The sequence below is a fragment of the Alloalcanivorax dieselolei B5 genome (assembly GCF_000300005.1).
Taxonomy (GTDB): Bacteria; Pseudomonadota; Gammaproteobacteria; order Pseudomonadales; family Alcanivoracaceae; genus Alloalcanivorax; species Alloalcanivorax dieselolei.
The window spans coordinates 3,128,884-3,144,449 of sequence record NC_018691.1 but is presented as its reverse complement, the minus strand read 5'-3'; the positions used below and the strand labels follow the sequence as shown (position 1 = coordinate 3,144,449).

General features: G+C 61.2%; 15 protein-coding genes. 11 read left to right on the top strand and 4 right to left on the bottom strand.

The features are described from left to right. Positions 1–118: 118 nt before the first annotated feature. Genes cynS through B5T_RS14005 form a run of 4 tightly spaced genes read right to left on the bottom strand, consistent with a single transcriptional unit; the run spans position 119 to position 3,658 of the window. On the bottom strand, positions 119–562 hold the full coding sequence (gene cynS, locus B5T_RS14020; protein WP_014995174.1) for a cyanase: 444 nt from the start codon (positions 560–562) through the stop codon (positions 119–121). A gap of 49 nt (positions 563–611) precedes the next feature. Then, on the bottom strand, positions 612–1,937 hold the full coding sequence (locus B5T_RS14015; RefSeq protein ID WP_014995173.1) for an FAD-dependent oxidoreductase: 1,326 nt from the start codon (positions 1,935–1,937) through the stop codon (positions 612–614). Then, on the bottom strand, positions 1,934–3,067 hold the full coding sequence (locus tag B5T_RS14010; protein WP_014995172.1) for an acyl-CoA dehydrogenase family protein: 1,134 nt from the start codon (positions 3,065–3,067) through the stop codon (positions 1,934–1,936). Before B5T_RS14010 ends, B5T_RS14015 begins: the two co-directional genes overlap by 4 nt. Before the next feature lie 39 nt (positions 3,068–3,106). Then, positions 3,107–3,658, bottom strand: coding sequence for an OsmC family protein (locus tag B5T_RS14005; protein ID WP_014995171.1), 552 nt, complete (start codon positions 3,656–3,658; stop codon positions 3,107–3,109). Positions 3,659–4,139: 481 nt separating this feature from the next. Between B5T_RS14005 and B5T_RS14000 the strand changes: the two genes are divergently transcribed. The 11 genes from B5T_RS14000 to B5T_RS13950 all read left to right on the top strand — a co-directional run bounded on the left by B5T_RS14000 (position 4,140) and on the right by B5T_RS13950 (position 15,562). Further along, the gene (locus tag B5T_RS14000) at positions 4,140–4,946 is read left to right on the top strand and encodes an ABC transporter ATP-binding protein (RefSeq protein WP_014995170.1); all 807 of its coding nucleotides are present in this window, start codon (positions 4,140–4,142) and stop codon (positions 4,944–4,946) included. 26 nt (positions 4,947–4,972) lie between these two features. After that, positions 4,973–6,235, top strand: coding sequence for an ABC transporter substrate-binding protein (locus B5T_RS13995; protein ID WP_014995169.1), 1,263 nt, complete (start codon positions 4,973–4,975; stop codon positions 6,233–6,235). Then, positions 6,232–7,059, top strand: coding sequence for an ABC transporter permease (locus B5T_RS13990; RefSeq protein WP_014995168.1), 828 nt, complete (start codon positions 6,232–6,234; stop codon positions 7,057–7,059). The genes B5T_RS13995 and B5T_RS13990 overlap by 4 nt, the downstream gene beginning before the upstream one ends. Further along, positions 7,059–8,654 carry a sigma-54-dependent Fis family transcriptional regulator gene (locus B5T_RS13985; protein ID WP_014995167.1) on the top strand — a complete coding sequence of 532 codons (1,596 nt, stop codon included), beginning with the start codon at positions 7,059–7,061 and terminating at the stop codon, positions 8,652–8,654. The genes B5T_RS13990 and B5T_RS13985 overlap by 1 nt, the downstream gene beginning before the upstream one ends. 110 nt (positions 8,655–8,764) lie before the next feature. Then, positions 8,765–9,181, top strand: coding sequence for a PaaI family thioesterase (locus tag B5T_RS13980; protein WP_014995166.1), 417 nt, complete (start codon positions 8,765–8,767; stop codon positions 9,179–9,181). A 330-nt stretch (positions 9,182–9,511) separates the two neighbouring features. Next, on the top strand, positions 9,512–10,540 hold the full coding sequence (locus tag B5T_RS13975) for an AraC family transcriptional regulator (protein ID WP_014995165.1): 1,029 nt from the start codon (positions 9,512–9,514) through the stop codon (positions 10,538–10,540). Further along, positions 10,527–11,399 carry a formyltetrahydrofolate deformylase gene (gene purU, locus B5T_RS13970; protein WP_014995164.1) on the top strand — a complete coding sequence of 291 codons (873 nt, stop codon included), beginning with the start codon at positions 10,527–10,529 and terminating at the stop codon, positions 11,397–11,399. Before B5T_RS13975 ends, purU begins: the two co-directional genes overlap by 14 nt. Before the next feature lie 217 nt (positions 11,400–11,616). Beyond that, positions 11,617–12,657 carry a 23S rRNA (cytidine(2498)-2'-O)-methyltransferase RlmM gene (rlmM, locus tag B5T_RS13965; RefSeq protein WP_014995163.1) on the top strand — a complete coding sequence of 347 codons (1,041 nt, stop codon included), beginning with the start codon at positions 11,617–11,619 and terminating at the stop codon, positions 12,655–12,657. Next, positions 12,647–13,918, top strand: coding sequence for an MFS transporter (locus B5T_RS13960; protein ID WP_229682975.1), 1,272 nt, complete (start codon positions 12,647–12,649; stop codon positions 13,916–13,918). The genes rlmM and B5T_RS13960 overlap by 11 nt, the downstream gene beginning before the upstream one ends. Positions 13,919–13,935: 17 nt before the next feature. Next, on the top strand, positions 13,936–14,178 hold the full coding sequence (gene tusA / locus B5T_RS13955; RefSeq protein ID WP_014995161.1) for a sulfurtransferase TusA: 243 nt from the start codon (positions 13,936–13,938) through the stop codon (positions 14,176–14,178). Between the two features lie 610 nt (positions 14,179–14,788). After that, positions 14,789–15,562, top strand: coding sequence for a hypothetical protein (locus B5T_RS13950; protein WP_014995159.1), 774 nt, complete (start codon positions 14,789–14,791; stop codon positions 15,560–15,562). Positions 15,563–15,566: the final 4 nt, after the last annotated feature.

Here is a 15,566-nt window from a genome sequence, read left to right as displayed (position 1 = left end):
AAAGGGCCGGATGACGGCCTGATTGAGGTCACTTTATATAGTAATAGTTCTCATTTGTAAATGAGATTTTATGTCATATAGGGGGGTGGCCGGAGGACCCGGCCACGGGGAGGAGTGATCAGTAACGTTTGTAGGGCAGGAATTTACCGGTCATGACGATGCGGACGCGGTCGCCCTTGGGATCGTCCTGACGCTGGATGTCCATGTCGAAATCGATGGCGCTCATGATGCCGTCGCCGAATTCCTCATGGATCAGTTCCTTCATGGCGCCGCCGTAGACATGAATGACCTCATAGAGGCGGTAAACCAGAGGGTCGCTGGCCAGGTTATCGGCGGCTTTGTGCGGAACGGTCCGCAGCCAGGCGGCGGCGTCCTCGGGCAGTTCGAACAGTTCCGCCACGGTTCTGGCCTGGTTCGCGTCCAGTGCCATCTGGCCGAGGCAGGCGGCGGTGGCCCATTCCTTACTTTGGCCGAGGGCGTCGGCGATGGTGCTCCAGCTCAGCCCTTTACGCACTTTGGCGGCGAGGATCAGGTGGGGGATTTCGTTGCGTTGTTCAATCATGGGTCACTCCTGAATCAATGGAAAATAATTAATGTGAAACGAAAGGCGATTAGCGGTGCCCGACACTGAGACTGGCGATCACCTGGTCGCCGCGCCGTTGTTCCAGATGCAGGTAATCCGGTTCATCCACCAGGGTCCGCCAGGGTAGAGCGACGTCGCCACAACCGCGCAGCACGATCGGCAGACGTCGGGTTTTCAGACGGATCACCGGGTCCCGATGTTGATAGTCACCTCCGCTACTGCCGGTGATGGCATGAGCGATCCCCCGGGCCTGGTGGGCGATGGGTTCGATAAAGCGGCAGGGTGTGCCGCTCAGACTGATGCAGTCACCGAGGGCGTAGACATGATCGGCACTGGTGGCCAGGGTGCGGGGATTCACCACGATGCCGTTTTCGAATGCCAGCCCGGCCTGCCGTGCCAGCCGGCCATTGGTGACCAGGCCGGTGGCCACCACCACCTGATCCACTTCAATAAGGCCATGGCGGTTGGTGGTGATGTGCTTGCTTTGACCCATGGCGTTGATAGCGGTGATCTCAGTGGTACCCAGGAAGGTGACGCCCAGTGCTTCCAGGTGCCGGCGCAGGCGTTGACGGGCCGGTTCCGGCAGCAGCGCCTCCAGTGGCGTGGACTGGCGATCGATCAAGGTGACCCGGTGGCCGCTGGCGCTCAAATCCTCGGCCAGCTCGCAGCCGATCATGCCGGCCCCGACCACCGCCACCCGTCGCGGGCCGTCGGCCAAAGCGCGGCGCAGGCCTCTGAAGCCGTCCAGGTGATTGACCCGCCAGCACAGCTCCGGCGGCAACGCCGGCGGCAACAGCGGGTGGGCGCCGTGGGCCAGAATCAGGGCACGATAACGCAGCGTGCCGCGTGTGGTACGCAGTTGACGGCTGTCGGTGGATAATCCCACCGCGTAGGTTTGTGATAACAGCCGCACACCGAGTCGCCGCGCGGCATCCGTTCCGGTTTGTTGCACCAGATCCTCGGGGCCGGCGTCGCGGCTCAGCGCCACCGATAATTCAGGCTTGTGATAACGGTGGCCATCGCAGGCGGTGACCAGGGCAATCGGCAACGCCGGGTCCAGGCCACGCAGCGCTTGCGCCACACTCCAGCCAGCGATGCCGGCGCCGACGATCACCACGGGTTCTTCATCGTTCTGGTGATGGGCCGTGGCCGGGGTTTCCACCACCGAATGTGGTGGTGGCTCATACGGTTCGAAATCCGCCTTGCCGACGCCGCATAACGGGCACTCCCAATCCTCCGGGATGTCCTCGAAGCGGGTACCCGGCGGCAGGCCACCATCCGGATCGCCTTTCTCCTCATCGTAAATCAGACCGCAGGCCAGACAGATGTATTGCTTCCAGGGACGGGTTGTCATTGCGGCCACTCCTCCCGGGAAAGCCGATCCATTTCCCAGCGCAAATGCTTGATCGCCGGGGTGACGATGGCGACGAACTGCGCTTCGCGCAGCCGCCGTTGGGCGGCGGCGCTCATCACATAACCCCGGGCACCCTGGTGCAACATGGCGGACTGCGCCGCGCGCAGAGCGAATTCCGCGCCTTGCGCGCGCAGGTCCAGCAGGTCCAGCAGATAGTCGCGATCGGTGGCGTAAGGCGTGCCGGTGAGGCCCGCCAGTCGCCGGCCCATGTCGTCGAACTCGCGCCGCAGCGCTTCGGGACGGTCATGCAGAAACTGATTGACGTGGCCCAGTTGGCTTTCCACTTCCTGCATGCTGTCCAATGCGCCTTCCGCCACACCCAGGGCCATGCCGATCTGCAACAGAATGAAAGCGCCCCGAATACGTGAAACGAAAGGCGCGGCCGGTTCGGCGATGATCTGTTCCGCGGTCACCGGATACTGGTCCAGACGCAGTCCCCAGGTGGAGCTGCCTTCCATCCCCGAGAACGTGGGGCACGGCCGCAGGGTGACGTGGTCGTTGCAATGCAGCAGGAACATCAGTTCGCCGGCGGGCTGGTCCTTATCGTCGCGGATTGATGCCAGGGCACCGCAATACTGGCCCGGCCCGATGTGACTGACCCACGGCAGGGAACCGGATACCCGATAGCCGCCGTGGCCGTCGGCTTTGGCGATGAGCGCCATGCGTTCGATGCCGGATAACGCTTTCATCGGATTGGACAGGGCGGTGCCACCGAAAGTCTGGCCACTGCGGTGGGCCTGCAGCGGCGTGCCTTGCAGGTGAGGATTGCCGGACTGCTCCATATACAGTCCACACACCTGGTGGGCCCAGATCAGAAAGCCGGTGGTGCCGCAATGGCGACTGACCTCGCGCATGGCATCGACAGCCAGATCAAAGCGTTGACCGTGGCTTTCCAGATGGGCGGCGAGGGCGCCGGCCTCACCGAGATCGGCGAGTACCTCCAGGGGATAGTAGCCGTCGTGATCGATGCGGTTGGCCAACGCCGCCAATGGCCCCTCGGCGATGGCGCGCACGCGTTCCATGTCCACCGGCGCGATGTCATCGGTGGCTCGTTGCAAGGCGCTGTTCATAGCGGTCTCCGTGGACGGCGCCGGAGGGCGCCGCCGTTGTCAGTCGGCAAGGCTGATGGAAAAGTTGATCGGGTTGCGGATGGTGTTGGCCACCGGCGAAAAGTAGTTGGCGTGCTGCACGATCTGATCCAGTTCCTCGCGGCTGGCGTCGCCTTCCACCCGCACTTTCACCCGTACTTCCTGGAATCCCATTTGCGAAGGAATACGCTGGGCGCCGCCGGCGCCCCAGGCGGCGCTGTTGCCAATATCACCTTCCAGGAACAATTCCAGACGGGACAGCTTCACCTGCTTCCAGGTGGCAACGGCGGTGATGCCCACGGCCAGACAGCCGCCGAGCGCCGACAACACGATTTCGCCGGGGGCGGGCGCGGTGTCCTGGCCGAACAAGTGCGGGGGTTCGTCCACCACTACCGGTTCATGATCGCCGACATAACTGAGGGTACGGTATTGGCCTTCACAGACGGTGTGGACCTTGTTGGTGCCGCGTGCCTGCGGGTTGGCGCGGCCTTTTTCCGCAAAGCCAAGCAGGCCGTCGCGGTCGATCGGGCGCAGATAAGCGGAAACGGTTTCGACGCTGGTTTGAGTGCTCAAGACAAGACTCCTTGCTGGTTTTGACAGGTTGGACGCAGCGGTTCAGGCCCTGGGCCCGTCCGCGCTTCCCGATGGGGTATGGCAAAGGCTGTGCCAGGATTGCTAAAAGCCGGCAAGGTTGAGAAAAAAGACTTTAAAAACAGACAAGTAAATAAAACGGATGGGCATGTCAGGCGGTCGACACGGGAGCGGATGGCGCCGTCGGCAAAAGATCGGGCCGGACAATGTCGGACAAAGTGGAACAATGTTCGTTTTTGTTGCGTTTCCATGTCGTCGTCGATCACGTTTCGCCTTCTTTCATAGGGGCCGGGTGCCTGAAACAATGCCGTCGCCGCGAAGCTAATACCTTGATAAATCGTTGTTTTCCGTCCTTCCTCCGATCGTTTTCCCAAACCGTCAGCGAACTTTGGTCCGCTTGGCATGCTTTCTGCTCTTGTCAGGGAGACAGCCGATGGCTTTGTGCAAACGGGAGAAGTAACGGATGGGCGCGACGATCAGCATCAATGGTATTACCCACCACTACAAAGCCGGCGCGGATCCGGTTTTGCAGAACATCGAAAACCGCATCGACAGCGGCGAATGCGTGGTTCTGATCGGCCGCAGCGGCTGTGGCAAATCCACCTTGCTGCATCTGATCGCCGGTTTGCTGCAGCCTTCCGAGGGGTGCGTCAAGATCAACGGCCACCAGGTGGTCCGGCCAATGGCCAAGTGGAACATGATGTTCCAGAAGCCTTCGTTGTATCCGTGGATGAATGTGCGTCAGAACGCCGGCCTGGGATTGGAGTTCGCCGGGCGGCCGAAGGCGGAGATCCGCGGTCGGGTCGATGAACTGCTCACATTGGTCGGCTTGTCGGAGTACAGCGACGCCAACGTGCGGAGCCTTTCCGGTGGCCAGCAACAGCGGGTGGCGCTGGCCCGTTCCCTGGCCACTAATCCGGAAGTGTTGTTGCTGGACGAACCGTTCTCGGCCCTTGATGCCTTTACCCGAGCCAGTCTGCAGAAGGAAGTCGCCGCCATTTGCCGTGACTTCGGCATCACCCTGGTTACCGTTACTCACGATATCGATGAAGCAATCCTGATGGCCGACCGGGTGATGATCATGAATCGTAATCCGGGCCGTATCGAACATGAGTTTGAGGTGGCGCTGGATTGGCCACGGGATACCGCCGGTGTCGACTTTCAGGCGCGGCGACGGGTTTTGATGGAGCAGTTCGAACGTTCCGAAAACGTAACGCCGATGGGCAAGCCTTCCCGGGACCGGGTGGCGCTGCGCCGCGTTGGCGGATGATGTCTTCGAATTGGGGAGAGTGTTTCATGGGTCAGTCAAATCACGATTATTGCGAGCACGACGATCACACTTTGTTGACGTGCCAATGTCACGACGGCGCACTGAACCGCCGTGATTTCATGCGCGACATTCTGGCCGCCACTGGTGCCGGCATGTTGGGGGCTTCCGCCATGGGACTGGCCAGTCCGGCGATGGCGGCAGCGGAGGACGAAGTACTGCGCATCGGTTACCTGCCGATCGTTGACGCTGCCTTGTTGCTGGTGGCTCATGCACAGGGTTATTTCGAGGAAGAAGGTATCGTCACTGAAAGGCCGACGCTGATTCGCGGCTGGTCGCCATTGGTGGAAGGGTTTGCCAGCGGCAAATTCAATCTGGTGCACCTGTTGAAGCCGATTCCGGTGTGGATGCGATACAGCAGCGGTTTCCCGGTGAAAATCATGTCCTGGGCCCACGTCAATGGCTCCGCCGTGGTTGTGGGCCGGCATACCGAGGCCAAGGAATTCAGTGACCTTGGCGGTATGCAGGTGGCGGTACCGTACTGGTATTCCATGCACAACGTAGTGATTCAGATGGGGCTGCGTCAGGCTGGATTGACGCCGGTGATCAAAGGGCAGAGCGAAGCGTTGGCCGCCAACGAAGTGAATTTGCAGATCATGCCGCCGCCGGACATGCCGGCGGCTCTCGCGGCGCGAAAAATTGATGCCTTCATTGTGGCCGAGCCGTTCAACGCCGCCGGTGAAATGCTCGCCGGCGGGCGGGTGCTGCGCTTCACCGGCGACATGTGGAAGAATCATCCCTGTTGTGTGGTGTGCATGAACGAGCAGCAGGTGGCGGCGCGGCCGCAGTGGACGCAGAAGGTAATAAACGCGCTGGTGCGCGCGCAGAATTACACCCAGGCCAATAAACAGAAAGTGGCGCACATGCTGTCCAAGGACGGCAAGGGCTATTTGCCGATGCGGGCCCCGGTGGTGGAAAGGGCAATGACCTATTACGCCGATCAGGACTATCCGTCGCCGGACGCCATTCGCCATCCGGAATGGGAAAACGGACGGGTGGACTTTCACGGCTGGCCTTATCCCTCCGCCACCCGTTTTATCGTCGATCAAATGAAGCAGACGCTGGTCAGCGGCGATACCACTTTCCTGCAGAAATTGGACCCGGATTTTGTCGCCGGCGATCTGGTGGACGACCGTTTTATCCGTAAGGCGCTGGAGGCGGACGCGCAATGGCGGGTCGGACTGGAAGCCGGTTCCGTCTCCTATGAACGGGAGGAGGTAATCAAGGTATGAAGGCCCCGAGCGTATCGATACCCAACCAGAATGCCGTCGGTCTGAGCGCCGTGGCCCGGCGGCGGCTGCAGGCGGTGACCTATCCGCTGGCCGGGATAGCGATCATGTTTCTGTGCTGGTGGCTGGGCGGGTGGGTCCTGACGGGCAATCCGGACACCGTTATTTTTGCCGGTTTCGCACCGGGGCCGACACTGGCCTCACTGCAACAGATGTTGGGAGAAGGCGCGTTATGGGATGCCATCGGCGCCAGCCTGTACAGGATTGGCGCGGGTTTGTTCTGGGGCTGCCTGTTGGGGATTCCGCTCGGCATCATGGTGGGCTATTTCACCACCGCCATGCAGATGGCCAATCTGCCGTTTCAGTTTCTGCGCATGGTCAGTCCGCTGGCGTGGATGCCGTTGGCGGTGATGATCTTTGATAGTTGGGATGGCGCCATTGTGTTCCTGATCGCCATGGCGGCGCTGTGGCCGATTCTGTTTTCCACCGCCCACGGCGTGCGCCGTATCGATCCGGGTTGGCTGAAGGTGGCTCGTAATCTTGGCGCCGGTGGGGCGCAGATGTTGCGCAAGGTGATTTTGCCGGCGGTGATGATGGATATGATGGCGGGGATCCGATTGGCGGTGGGCGTCGCCTGGGTGGTGCTGGTGCCGGCGGAATATCTCGGCGTGACCAGTGGCCTGGGCTATGCCATCAATGATGCCCGCGACACTCTCGACTACTCCGCGCTGGCCGCGGTGGTGCTGGTGATCGGCGTGATCGGCTATGGCCTGGACAGTCTCTGCGGATTGCTGATGCGTCGTTTCAATTGGCGCATGGAAAGCTGATGCTGAGCTCCGGGTTGAATGTTGGCGACGCCGGCCGCGGCGAGGATGTGGATCTGATCGTGCTGCGTGAAGCGGCGCAGCTGATCAGCCGTGCCGACACGCCGGAGCTGGCCATCGGCAGCATTCTGCGACTGCTGTCGCAGATGCTCGGTTTGAACCGTGCCAGGGTTCTGCTGCCGGGAATCCAGGATCACGGATTGAGCATTCGCTATGCTTATGGCCTGACCAATGAAGAACGGGCCCGGGGCCGCTATCGGCCTGGTGAGGGGATCGTTGGCCGGGTGATGGATAGCGGACAGATTGCGGTGGTTCAAGACATCGACGAGGAGCCGCTGTTCCTGTTCCGCGCCGTGGGCCGGCGCACGCTGCCGGACGAAATCGTTTCCTATGTGGCCGTGCCGCTGATGGACGGTGGTGTGCCCATGGGGGTGCTGGCGGCCCATCGTCTGCGGCAGCGGCCCCGCAAGTTCGATCGTGATCTGGCTACCTTGCGCACGGTGGCGGTATTCATCGTTCAGATTCTGAAATGCCACACCCTGCTGGAGGAACGCACCGCCAGCCTGCGCGATGAGAACCGGCAACTGAAGGACGCGCTCAGCCATTGTCGGCCCGGCCATGGCATTCTTGGCGAAAGTGCGCCTCTGCGTGAAGCGCTGTCCAATGCGCTCAAGGTGGCCGCCACCGATGTGACGGTGTTGCTGACCGGTGAGTCGGGTACCGGCAAGGAGCGATTCGCCGAGTTATTGCACAACCAGAGCCCCCGCCAGGACGGCCCGTTCCTGGCGATCAACTGCGCCGCCATTCCCGAACAGCTGTTGGAATCGGAATTGTTCGGTCACGAAAAAGGCGCCTTCACCGGCGCCAATACACAGAAAAAAGGCAAGATCGAGCTGGCCGATAGCGGCACCTTGTTTCTCGATGAAATCGGTGACATGAACCCGGACTTGCAAAGCAAATTGCTGCGGGTATTGGAGAAACGCGCGGTGCAGAGAGTGGGTGGCAGCCGCGATATTCCGGTATCGGTACGTATCATCGCCGCCACTCACAAGAACCTGCAACGGGCGGTGGAAGCGGGGCACTTCCGATTGGATCTTTATTACCGGCTCAATGTGCTGCCGATTCATTTGCCGCCACTGCGTGAGCGGCACGGCGACGTACGTCTGTTGACCCGGCACTTCCTCTATCGCACCAACCGTGAATACCAGCGCGATGTGGTGTTGTCCGCGGAGGCCATGGAGCAGCTTGAGCGCTATGGCTGGCCCGGCAATATTCGCCAGTTGGAGAACATTCTTCGCCGCGCGGTACTGATGGCTCAGGACCACATCCTGGCGGGCACCGATGTGGAGCGGATCCTGGCTCAGGAATCCAGTCCCGTCAGCGACGCTCCGCCAACAATCGCGACACCGGCACCGTTGGCGGCGGTATCGGAACGCCCCTATCGCCGGGTACGGGAGCAGGACCGGGCAATGCTGGAAGACGCCTTGAGACGGGCCGCGGGCAACAAGAGCCGTGCCGCGCGCACTCTGGGGATGACGCCGAGACAGTTTCGCTATCATTTGCAGAAACTGGACGATCAGGACGCTCCATCGAACTGAAAGGCAGGCCGATCAGATCATCCATGCCACCCACACAGGTCGTTTTTGGCAATGGCCATGATCGCGGGAATCGGCAATGCTGCTGCTTTCCTTTGGCGGGAGGCACAACAGTGAGCCTGACTGACGACTTCAAATGGGTGATGAATGCGCCGTTTCTCAAGCTGCTCGGTCTGGAAGCGGTCGGCGTGGAAAGCGGTAAGGTGGTTTCCAGATTGACCGTTCGCGAGGATCACCACCAGCAAAATGGCTATGTCCACGCCGGCGTGGTGGGCACCATGGCGGATCACACCGCCGGTGCCGCGTCGGCCACGGTGATGGCGGAAGGCTTCATGCCGCTGACCATCGAGTTCAAGGTCAACCTGTTGCGCCCGGCAGTGGGACGGGCCCTGGTATGTGAAGCCAAAGTACTGAAAGCCGGCAAGGCGGTGACGGTGGCGGAATCGGAAGTGTTCGCCGAGGACGACAACGGCGAACACAAATTGGTGGCCAAGGCCACCGTTACCCTGGCGGTGGTGCCGCGGCGGTAACGCGGGAGCGGGGCGACATTCAGCTGTTCCGGGGGGGCTGGCGAGCAATTCGTCCAGCCGTGGCTGGACGGCGGCCGTGGGGAGGCCTTTGGGCGATTCTCTCTGGTAACGGTATTCGATAACCTAATTCGTGATTAACTCAATTTCCGCTCCCTTTGGGAATTTTCCCGTCAGGCATGGGCTTCAGCGGTGACGACACCCAGGATCGGCGGGATCACCATGCCAATCGGCGGCGCTTTTATTTATCATTGGGTCTTTCCCGGGGATAGTCGGGGCCGGCGGCTTGACCCGTCGTGGCGCAAACCGCCGTCCCCATGTTCAGGATCGCGGATGAATCAACGAAGAACCATCAATGTGCGGCGAGTGGTCAAGGTGCTGCAGGGGGCGGCGCGCAGCGGCGTGAGCATCCCCGAGTTGCTGGACCAGTGCGGTATCGAGCGGCATGTTCTGGAACAGCCAGACACCCGCATCGAGCGGGATACCTTTATCCGGCTGATGCTGCTGGTGATGGAACAGACCCAGGATGAGTTCCTCGGCTTCGGCCAGGGCCGCAAGTCCAAGCCCGGCACTTTCTCGATGATGGCCCATGCGGTGATCAATTGCCCGACCCTGGATGCGGCGGTGCGCCGGGGGATCCGCTTCTATGAGTTGTTCGACCTCAACATGCGCACCTGGCTGCGGCGCGAAGGCGACCAGGCCCGGCTGGTCACCGAAGTCGATCCGCGCCTGGATTTTCGTGATGTGATCATCGATGCCATGCTGTTTCTCAGCCTGCGCTTCATGAGCTGGCTGGTGGGCAAGGTGGTGGAGCCCCAGGCGGTTTACCTGGATTACCAGCCGCTCAAGGAGGACGATGAACACCGCTTCATGTTCAACTGTCCGACCTATTACAATAGTGGCGTCAATCAGGTGGTGTTTCCCGCCCACTACCTGGACCTGCCTCTGGTGAGAAATGAGCTGTCGTTGTCCCATTTTCTGCGCGAGTCGCTGGCGCAGCTGTTCGAAGGCAACGTGCATAACGTGGGGCTGCCGGCGCGTATCCGTGGCTTGCTGTCCGAGGATTACGGCGGTCATTTCCCGGACTTCGGCGAAGTCTGCCGGCGTTTGCAAATGACACCGCAGACCCTGCGCCGCCGTCTCAAGGATGACAACACCAGCTATCAGGAAATCAAGGACTCGATCCGCAAGGACGCCTCGGTGTATTACCTGTCCAAAGCGGAACTCAGTATTGACGAAATTGCCCTGTTGATGGGCTTCAGTGAAGCCAGCTCGTTTCACCGGGCGTTCAAGAAATGGACCAACATGACCCCGTCGGCGTACCGGCGGACCCACTTTGGAGAAACGAATGAGCACCCCTGACGCCGCCACCGCGCGGCTGCTGGTGACCTGCCCGGACCAGCCCGGCATCATCAGCGCGGTTTCCACCTTCTTCTACAACCACGGCGCCAATATCACCGACCTGGACCAGCACTCCAGCGATACCCAGGACGGAACCTTCTTTCTGCGCCTGGAATTCCAGACTCCGGATCTGGATTGTTCCCGGGACGCCCTGGAGAACAATTTCCGCAAGCGGGTGGCGGAGCGGTACGGTATGCAGTGGCACATCAGCTATGCCGCCGAGAAGAAGCGCGTGGCAATTTTGGTGTCCCGTCACGACCACGTGCTCATGGATCTGCTCTGGCGGGTCTCGCGCGATGATCTGTCCGCGACCATTGCCATGGTGATCAGCAACCATGACGATCTGCGCGCCGAGGTGGAGCGCTTCGACATTCCCTACCATCACATTCCGGTGACCCGGGAAAACAAGGCGGAAGCCGAGGCCCAGGCGCTGGAATTGCTGGAAGGCCAGGTGGACGTGATCGTGCTGGCCCGTTACATGCAGATTCTCAGCCCGGAGTTCGTCGCCCGGCATCCCCATCGCATCATTAATATTCACCATTCTTTCCTGCCGGCCTTCGTCGGCGCCAATCCCTACCAGCAGGCCTGGGACCGTGGCGTCAAACTGATCGGCGCCACCAGCCACTATGTCACCGAGGATCTGGACCAGGGGCCGATCATCGAGCAGAACGTACAGCGCGTCTCCCACCGCCACTCGGCCAGCGAACTGCGCGCCCTGGGGCAGGACGTGGAACGCCAGGTGATGCAGCGCGCGGTACGCTGGCATCTGGAAGACCGGATCATCGTCGACGGCAACAAGACGGTGGTGTTCGTTAAGTAAGAACAAAGTGACAGTTGATAGTGGACAGTTGACAGCGGAAAAACAGGAACAGGCGATCTTTAGCCGCTGTGGGAGCTTGCCTGCAAGCGAATGAGGTTCGCTCGGCACTTGGCAATATTCGCTTGCAAGCAAGCTCCCACAGAAAACACAGGGAGTGACTTTTTCCTTCCGCTGTCAACTGTCCACTATCAACTGTCAACTGCTTTCCCGAGGTTTTATGGCTCATCAACCACACCGCTACCTGGCCTTGTGCCGGCCCGGGTTTGAGTCGGATCTGGCGGCGGAGCTGTCGGATCGGGCTGCTGATCTGGGCGCCGCCGGTTATCCTCAGGCGCAGCCGGACAGTGGCTGCGTGTTCTGGGAGAACCTGCAAGGGGATCCGGCGCCGATTCTGGAGAGCGGACTGATTTTCGCGCGGACCTTCTATCCGCTGGTGGCGGCGTTCGATGATCTGCCGGAGCGGGACCGCATCGGCGCCTTGTGGCCGAGGCTGAAACGCAACGGCCCTTACACGGAGTTGTATCTGGAACACGCGGACACCAATGATCGCCGTGAGCTGGCCGGCTTCCTGCGCGGCTTCCGCAAGGCTCTGGAGCCGCGTCTGCGCAAGGAAGGGTTGCTGCGCTCAAATGCCGGTCAGCGTTTACACCTTTACTTCGACGATTCCCGCCACGGCCATATCGGCGTCAGCCCGGCACGGCTGCCGCTGCCCGAAGGCGGTATTCAGCGGCTGCGATTGGCGCCGGAGGCGCCGAGCCGGTCGGCGCTGAAACTGGAAGAGGCGATGTTGCGTTTCCTCGGGCGCGGCCGGCCGGAGGGGCTGCACACGGCGGTGGACCTGGGCGCCGCTCCCGGCGGCTGGAGTTGGCAGCTGGCGCGTCTGGGCATCAAGGTCACCGGCATCGACCATGGCCGTCTTGATACCCGCCTGTTGGAGGAATACCCGGTACGGCACGTTTCCGCCGACGCGTTCACCTGGCGCCCGGAGCGGCCGGTGGACCTGGTGGTCTGCGATGTGGTGGACAAACCGGCGCGCACGCAATCGCTGATGCTGAAATGGCTCACCCAGGGTTGGGCCCGGACGGCGTTGTTCAACCTGAAATTGCCGATGGCGCGCCGTTATCGCGAGTCGCGGGTGCTGTTGGAACGATTGGCGGAAGGCCTGGAAAAACAGGGGTTGGCCGCGCGCATCAACGCCGCTCATTTGTACTACGATCGCGAGGAAATCACCGTCTGGGTGGATACTCGTGCCCCCTGAGCGCGGGCCGGCCCCGGCATACGTGCTGCTGACCCTGGCCGGGCTCTACTTTCTGCAAGGTCTGCCTTCCGGTCTGCTGGCCAAGGCGGTGCCGGCGCTGGCTCGGGAAGCGGGACTGTCCACGGAATGGATCGGTCTGCTGGCCCTGGCGGCGTTGCCATGGGCGCTGAAGTTCCTTTGGGCGCCCTGGGTGGACCCGATGGCCGGTGCCCGCGCCGGCCATCGCCTGCGCTGGGTGGTGTGGGCGCAACTGCTGGTGACGGCGCTGTTGCTGGTGCTGTCGTTATTGGAGCGCCCGCTCTGGTTTGGCGAGGCGTTTCCGTTTCTGCTTTTGATCCTGTTCCTGATCAATCTGGCCAGTGCCACCCAGGACGTGGCCGCCGATGGCCTGGCGGTACGCTGGCTCAGGGGCGACCTGCGTGGCATCGGTAATGGCATCCAGGTGTCCGGCTACAAGATCGGGCTGATGCTCAGTGGTGGTTTGTTTCTGATCGCCAACGACCTGATCGGCTGGCGCGGCTCGCTGTGGTTGCTGACCGTCATGATTAGCGTGCTGTTGATTGGAATACGGCGTTTCCCCGAGCCGGCGGAGGCCGCGGCGCCGTTTCCACAGCGGCGTGGGGTGCTGTGGTGGTGGCAGCGGTCACGCGACTTCTGGTGGCGGCCGGGGCTGTTGCTCTGGGCGGTGATCCTGCTCGGTTACAAGGTCGGTGACGGTTTTGGTACCCGCATGATCAAGCCCTATCTGGTGGATCAGGGCTGGACGCTTGCCGCCATCGGACGGCTCGATCTGGTGGCCTCGCTGGTGGGGCTGCTCAGTGCCTTGCTGGCCGGCGTGCTGATGCGCCGCTGGCATTATCGGCGGGCCCTGGTGGGGCTTGGCCTGTGGCAGGGGCTGGCGTTCGTGGGTTGGTGGTGGGTGGCTCGAGGCGATAGCGGGGTGCTGGCGATATGGGCCGTTTCCCTGTTCGAGCAGGCGGCGGACGGTGCCTCCACGGTGGCCTTGTTCGTGGTGATGATGGCCTATTGCCGGCCCGGCTCGGAAGGGGGGGATTACACGCTGCAGGCGTCATTACAACTGATGGCGGTGGGGGTGTTCACGCTGGCCAGCGGGTTCAGCGCCGGCTATTTCGGCTACGCCGGCCACTTCCTGCTGGCGGCGCTGCTGGCCTGCGCGGTGGCGTTGCTGGCGTTGGCCTGGCGGCCGCCGCTTGGGCCCGGCGTGACGGGGCGTTATACTGGCGCGCCCAATCACTCCTGAATCTCCGCGGAAATACCATGTCCGACGCCATTGATGCCCAGCACCACCTCGACGCCACCGGTCTGTTATGCCCGGAGCCGGTGATGTTGCTGCACAGCAAGGTGCGCGACATGGCGCCGGGCGAAGTACTGGAAGTCCGCGCCACCGATCCCTCCACCGAACGGGATATCCCCAAGTTCTGCCAGTTCCTGGGCCACACGCTGTTGGCCCGGCAGCAGGACGGCGAGCTGTTTCTGTACTGGATCGAGAAGAAGCGCTGAGAGCGCTCATACGCAACACGCTAATCGCGGCTAAGTGAAGTGCCGCTGGTTTCCCTCGGAAGGAACTACGAAGTCGCTGTAGGAGCTTGCCTTGCAAGCGAATATCCTGCCGCAATCCCTTCGCTTGCAAGGCAAGCTCCTACAGCGGCCTTGTAGCAGGCTCTGATTATCCAGACTGGCAAGAGAAGATCCATTCTGAGTATGTGGATATCCGCTTTTTCAAACGCCATTCCTCTCCGAATCTTTCCTTCATTTCAATGAATTTTTTGTTGTTCTTTGTTGAAACTGAGACCTTTGTTGCGCCGAATAACCTCATAAAAAATAGTGCTTTGCGCGATTCGTCGGTTCCAGTTCCGATTTCATGACATTGCACTTGTTTTCTCTTTCTTGCCCTGGCTAGATGCTGTCATCGATTGTTCAGACGAATCGGTTAGAACGATAACCGTGACACCGGGAAGACGGTGACGCTCGGGATACAAGCAGCTTATTGCGCCAAACATAACGTCAAATAAGTAACGCCAGATAAGGGACCATGGTTCCGGTTTGATACCGGACGGGAATCGTCGTGCCGCGGCGCGGCCAAGTGCACTATCAAGGATGGAGAAGGAACATGGCGGGTGATACCGGCAATACGTTGAAAACACGCTACGTACCCATCGAGCGGATCTCCTTTATCGACATGAAGGAGATGTACGGGCTTTACGAAAAGTACTACCAGAACGTGTCCCTGGAGGTCTTCGTCAAGGATATGTCGGAGAAGAGCGGCGTCTTCATGGTGCGCCGGACCCTGGATCAGCAAGTGGTGGGCTTTTCGACACTGAAAACCGTGCCGATGAACGTCAGGGGACGGGCGGCCACCGGCGTCTTCAGTGGTGACACTATCCTCGAGAAACAATATTGGGGGGATCGCTCCCTGCAAACCGCTTTCCTGCGGTGGATGGTGCGGGAAAAAATGAAGCGCCCGACGAGAATGCTGGTGTGGCTGCTGATCTCCAAGGGCTACAAGACCTACTTACTGCTGGCCAATAACTTCAATCGGTACTATCCCCATCCCGATGGCCACCATCAGGATCTGGCGGATTACGTCGACCACTACTGCGAGCGGCTCTATTTCGGCAGCTATTGCTCCGAGCGCAAGCTGCTGGATTTCGGCGAAAACTATTCCGCGCTCAAGGGCGCGGTGGCGCCGATTTCCCAGGAAATGCGCGACGGCAACGTCAAGATCCGCTTCTTCGAAGAGCGTAACCCGACCTGGGAGCGGGGTACCGAGCTGCCCTGTGTCGGTGTCTTTGATCGTGGCACGGCGCAGGCCTATCTCGCCAAGCTGTGGCGCAAACGGCCGCGCCGCCTGCGTCTGGCCCTCCGTCCGGCGGCTTACGAATAAGGAG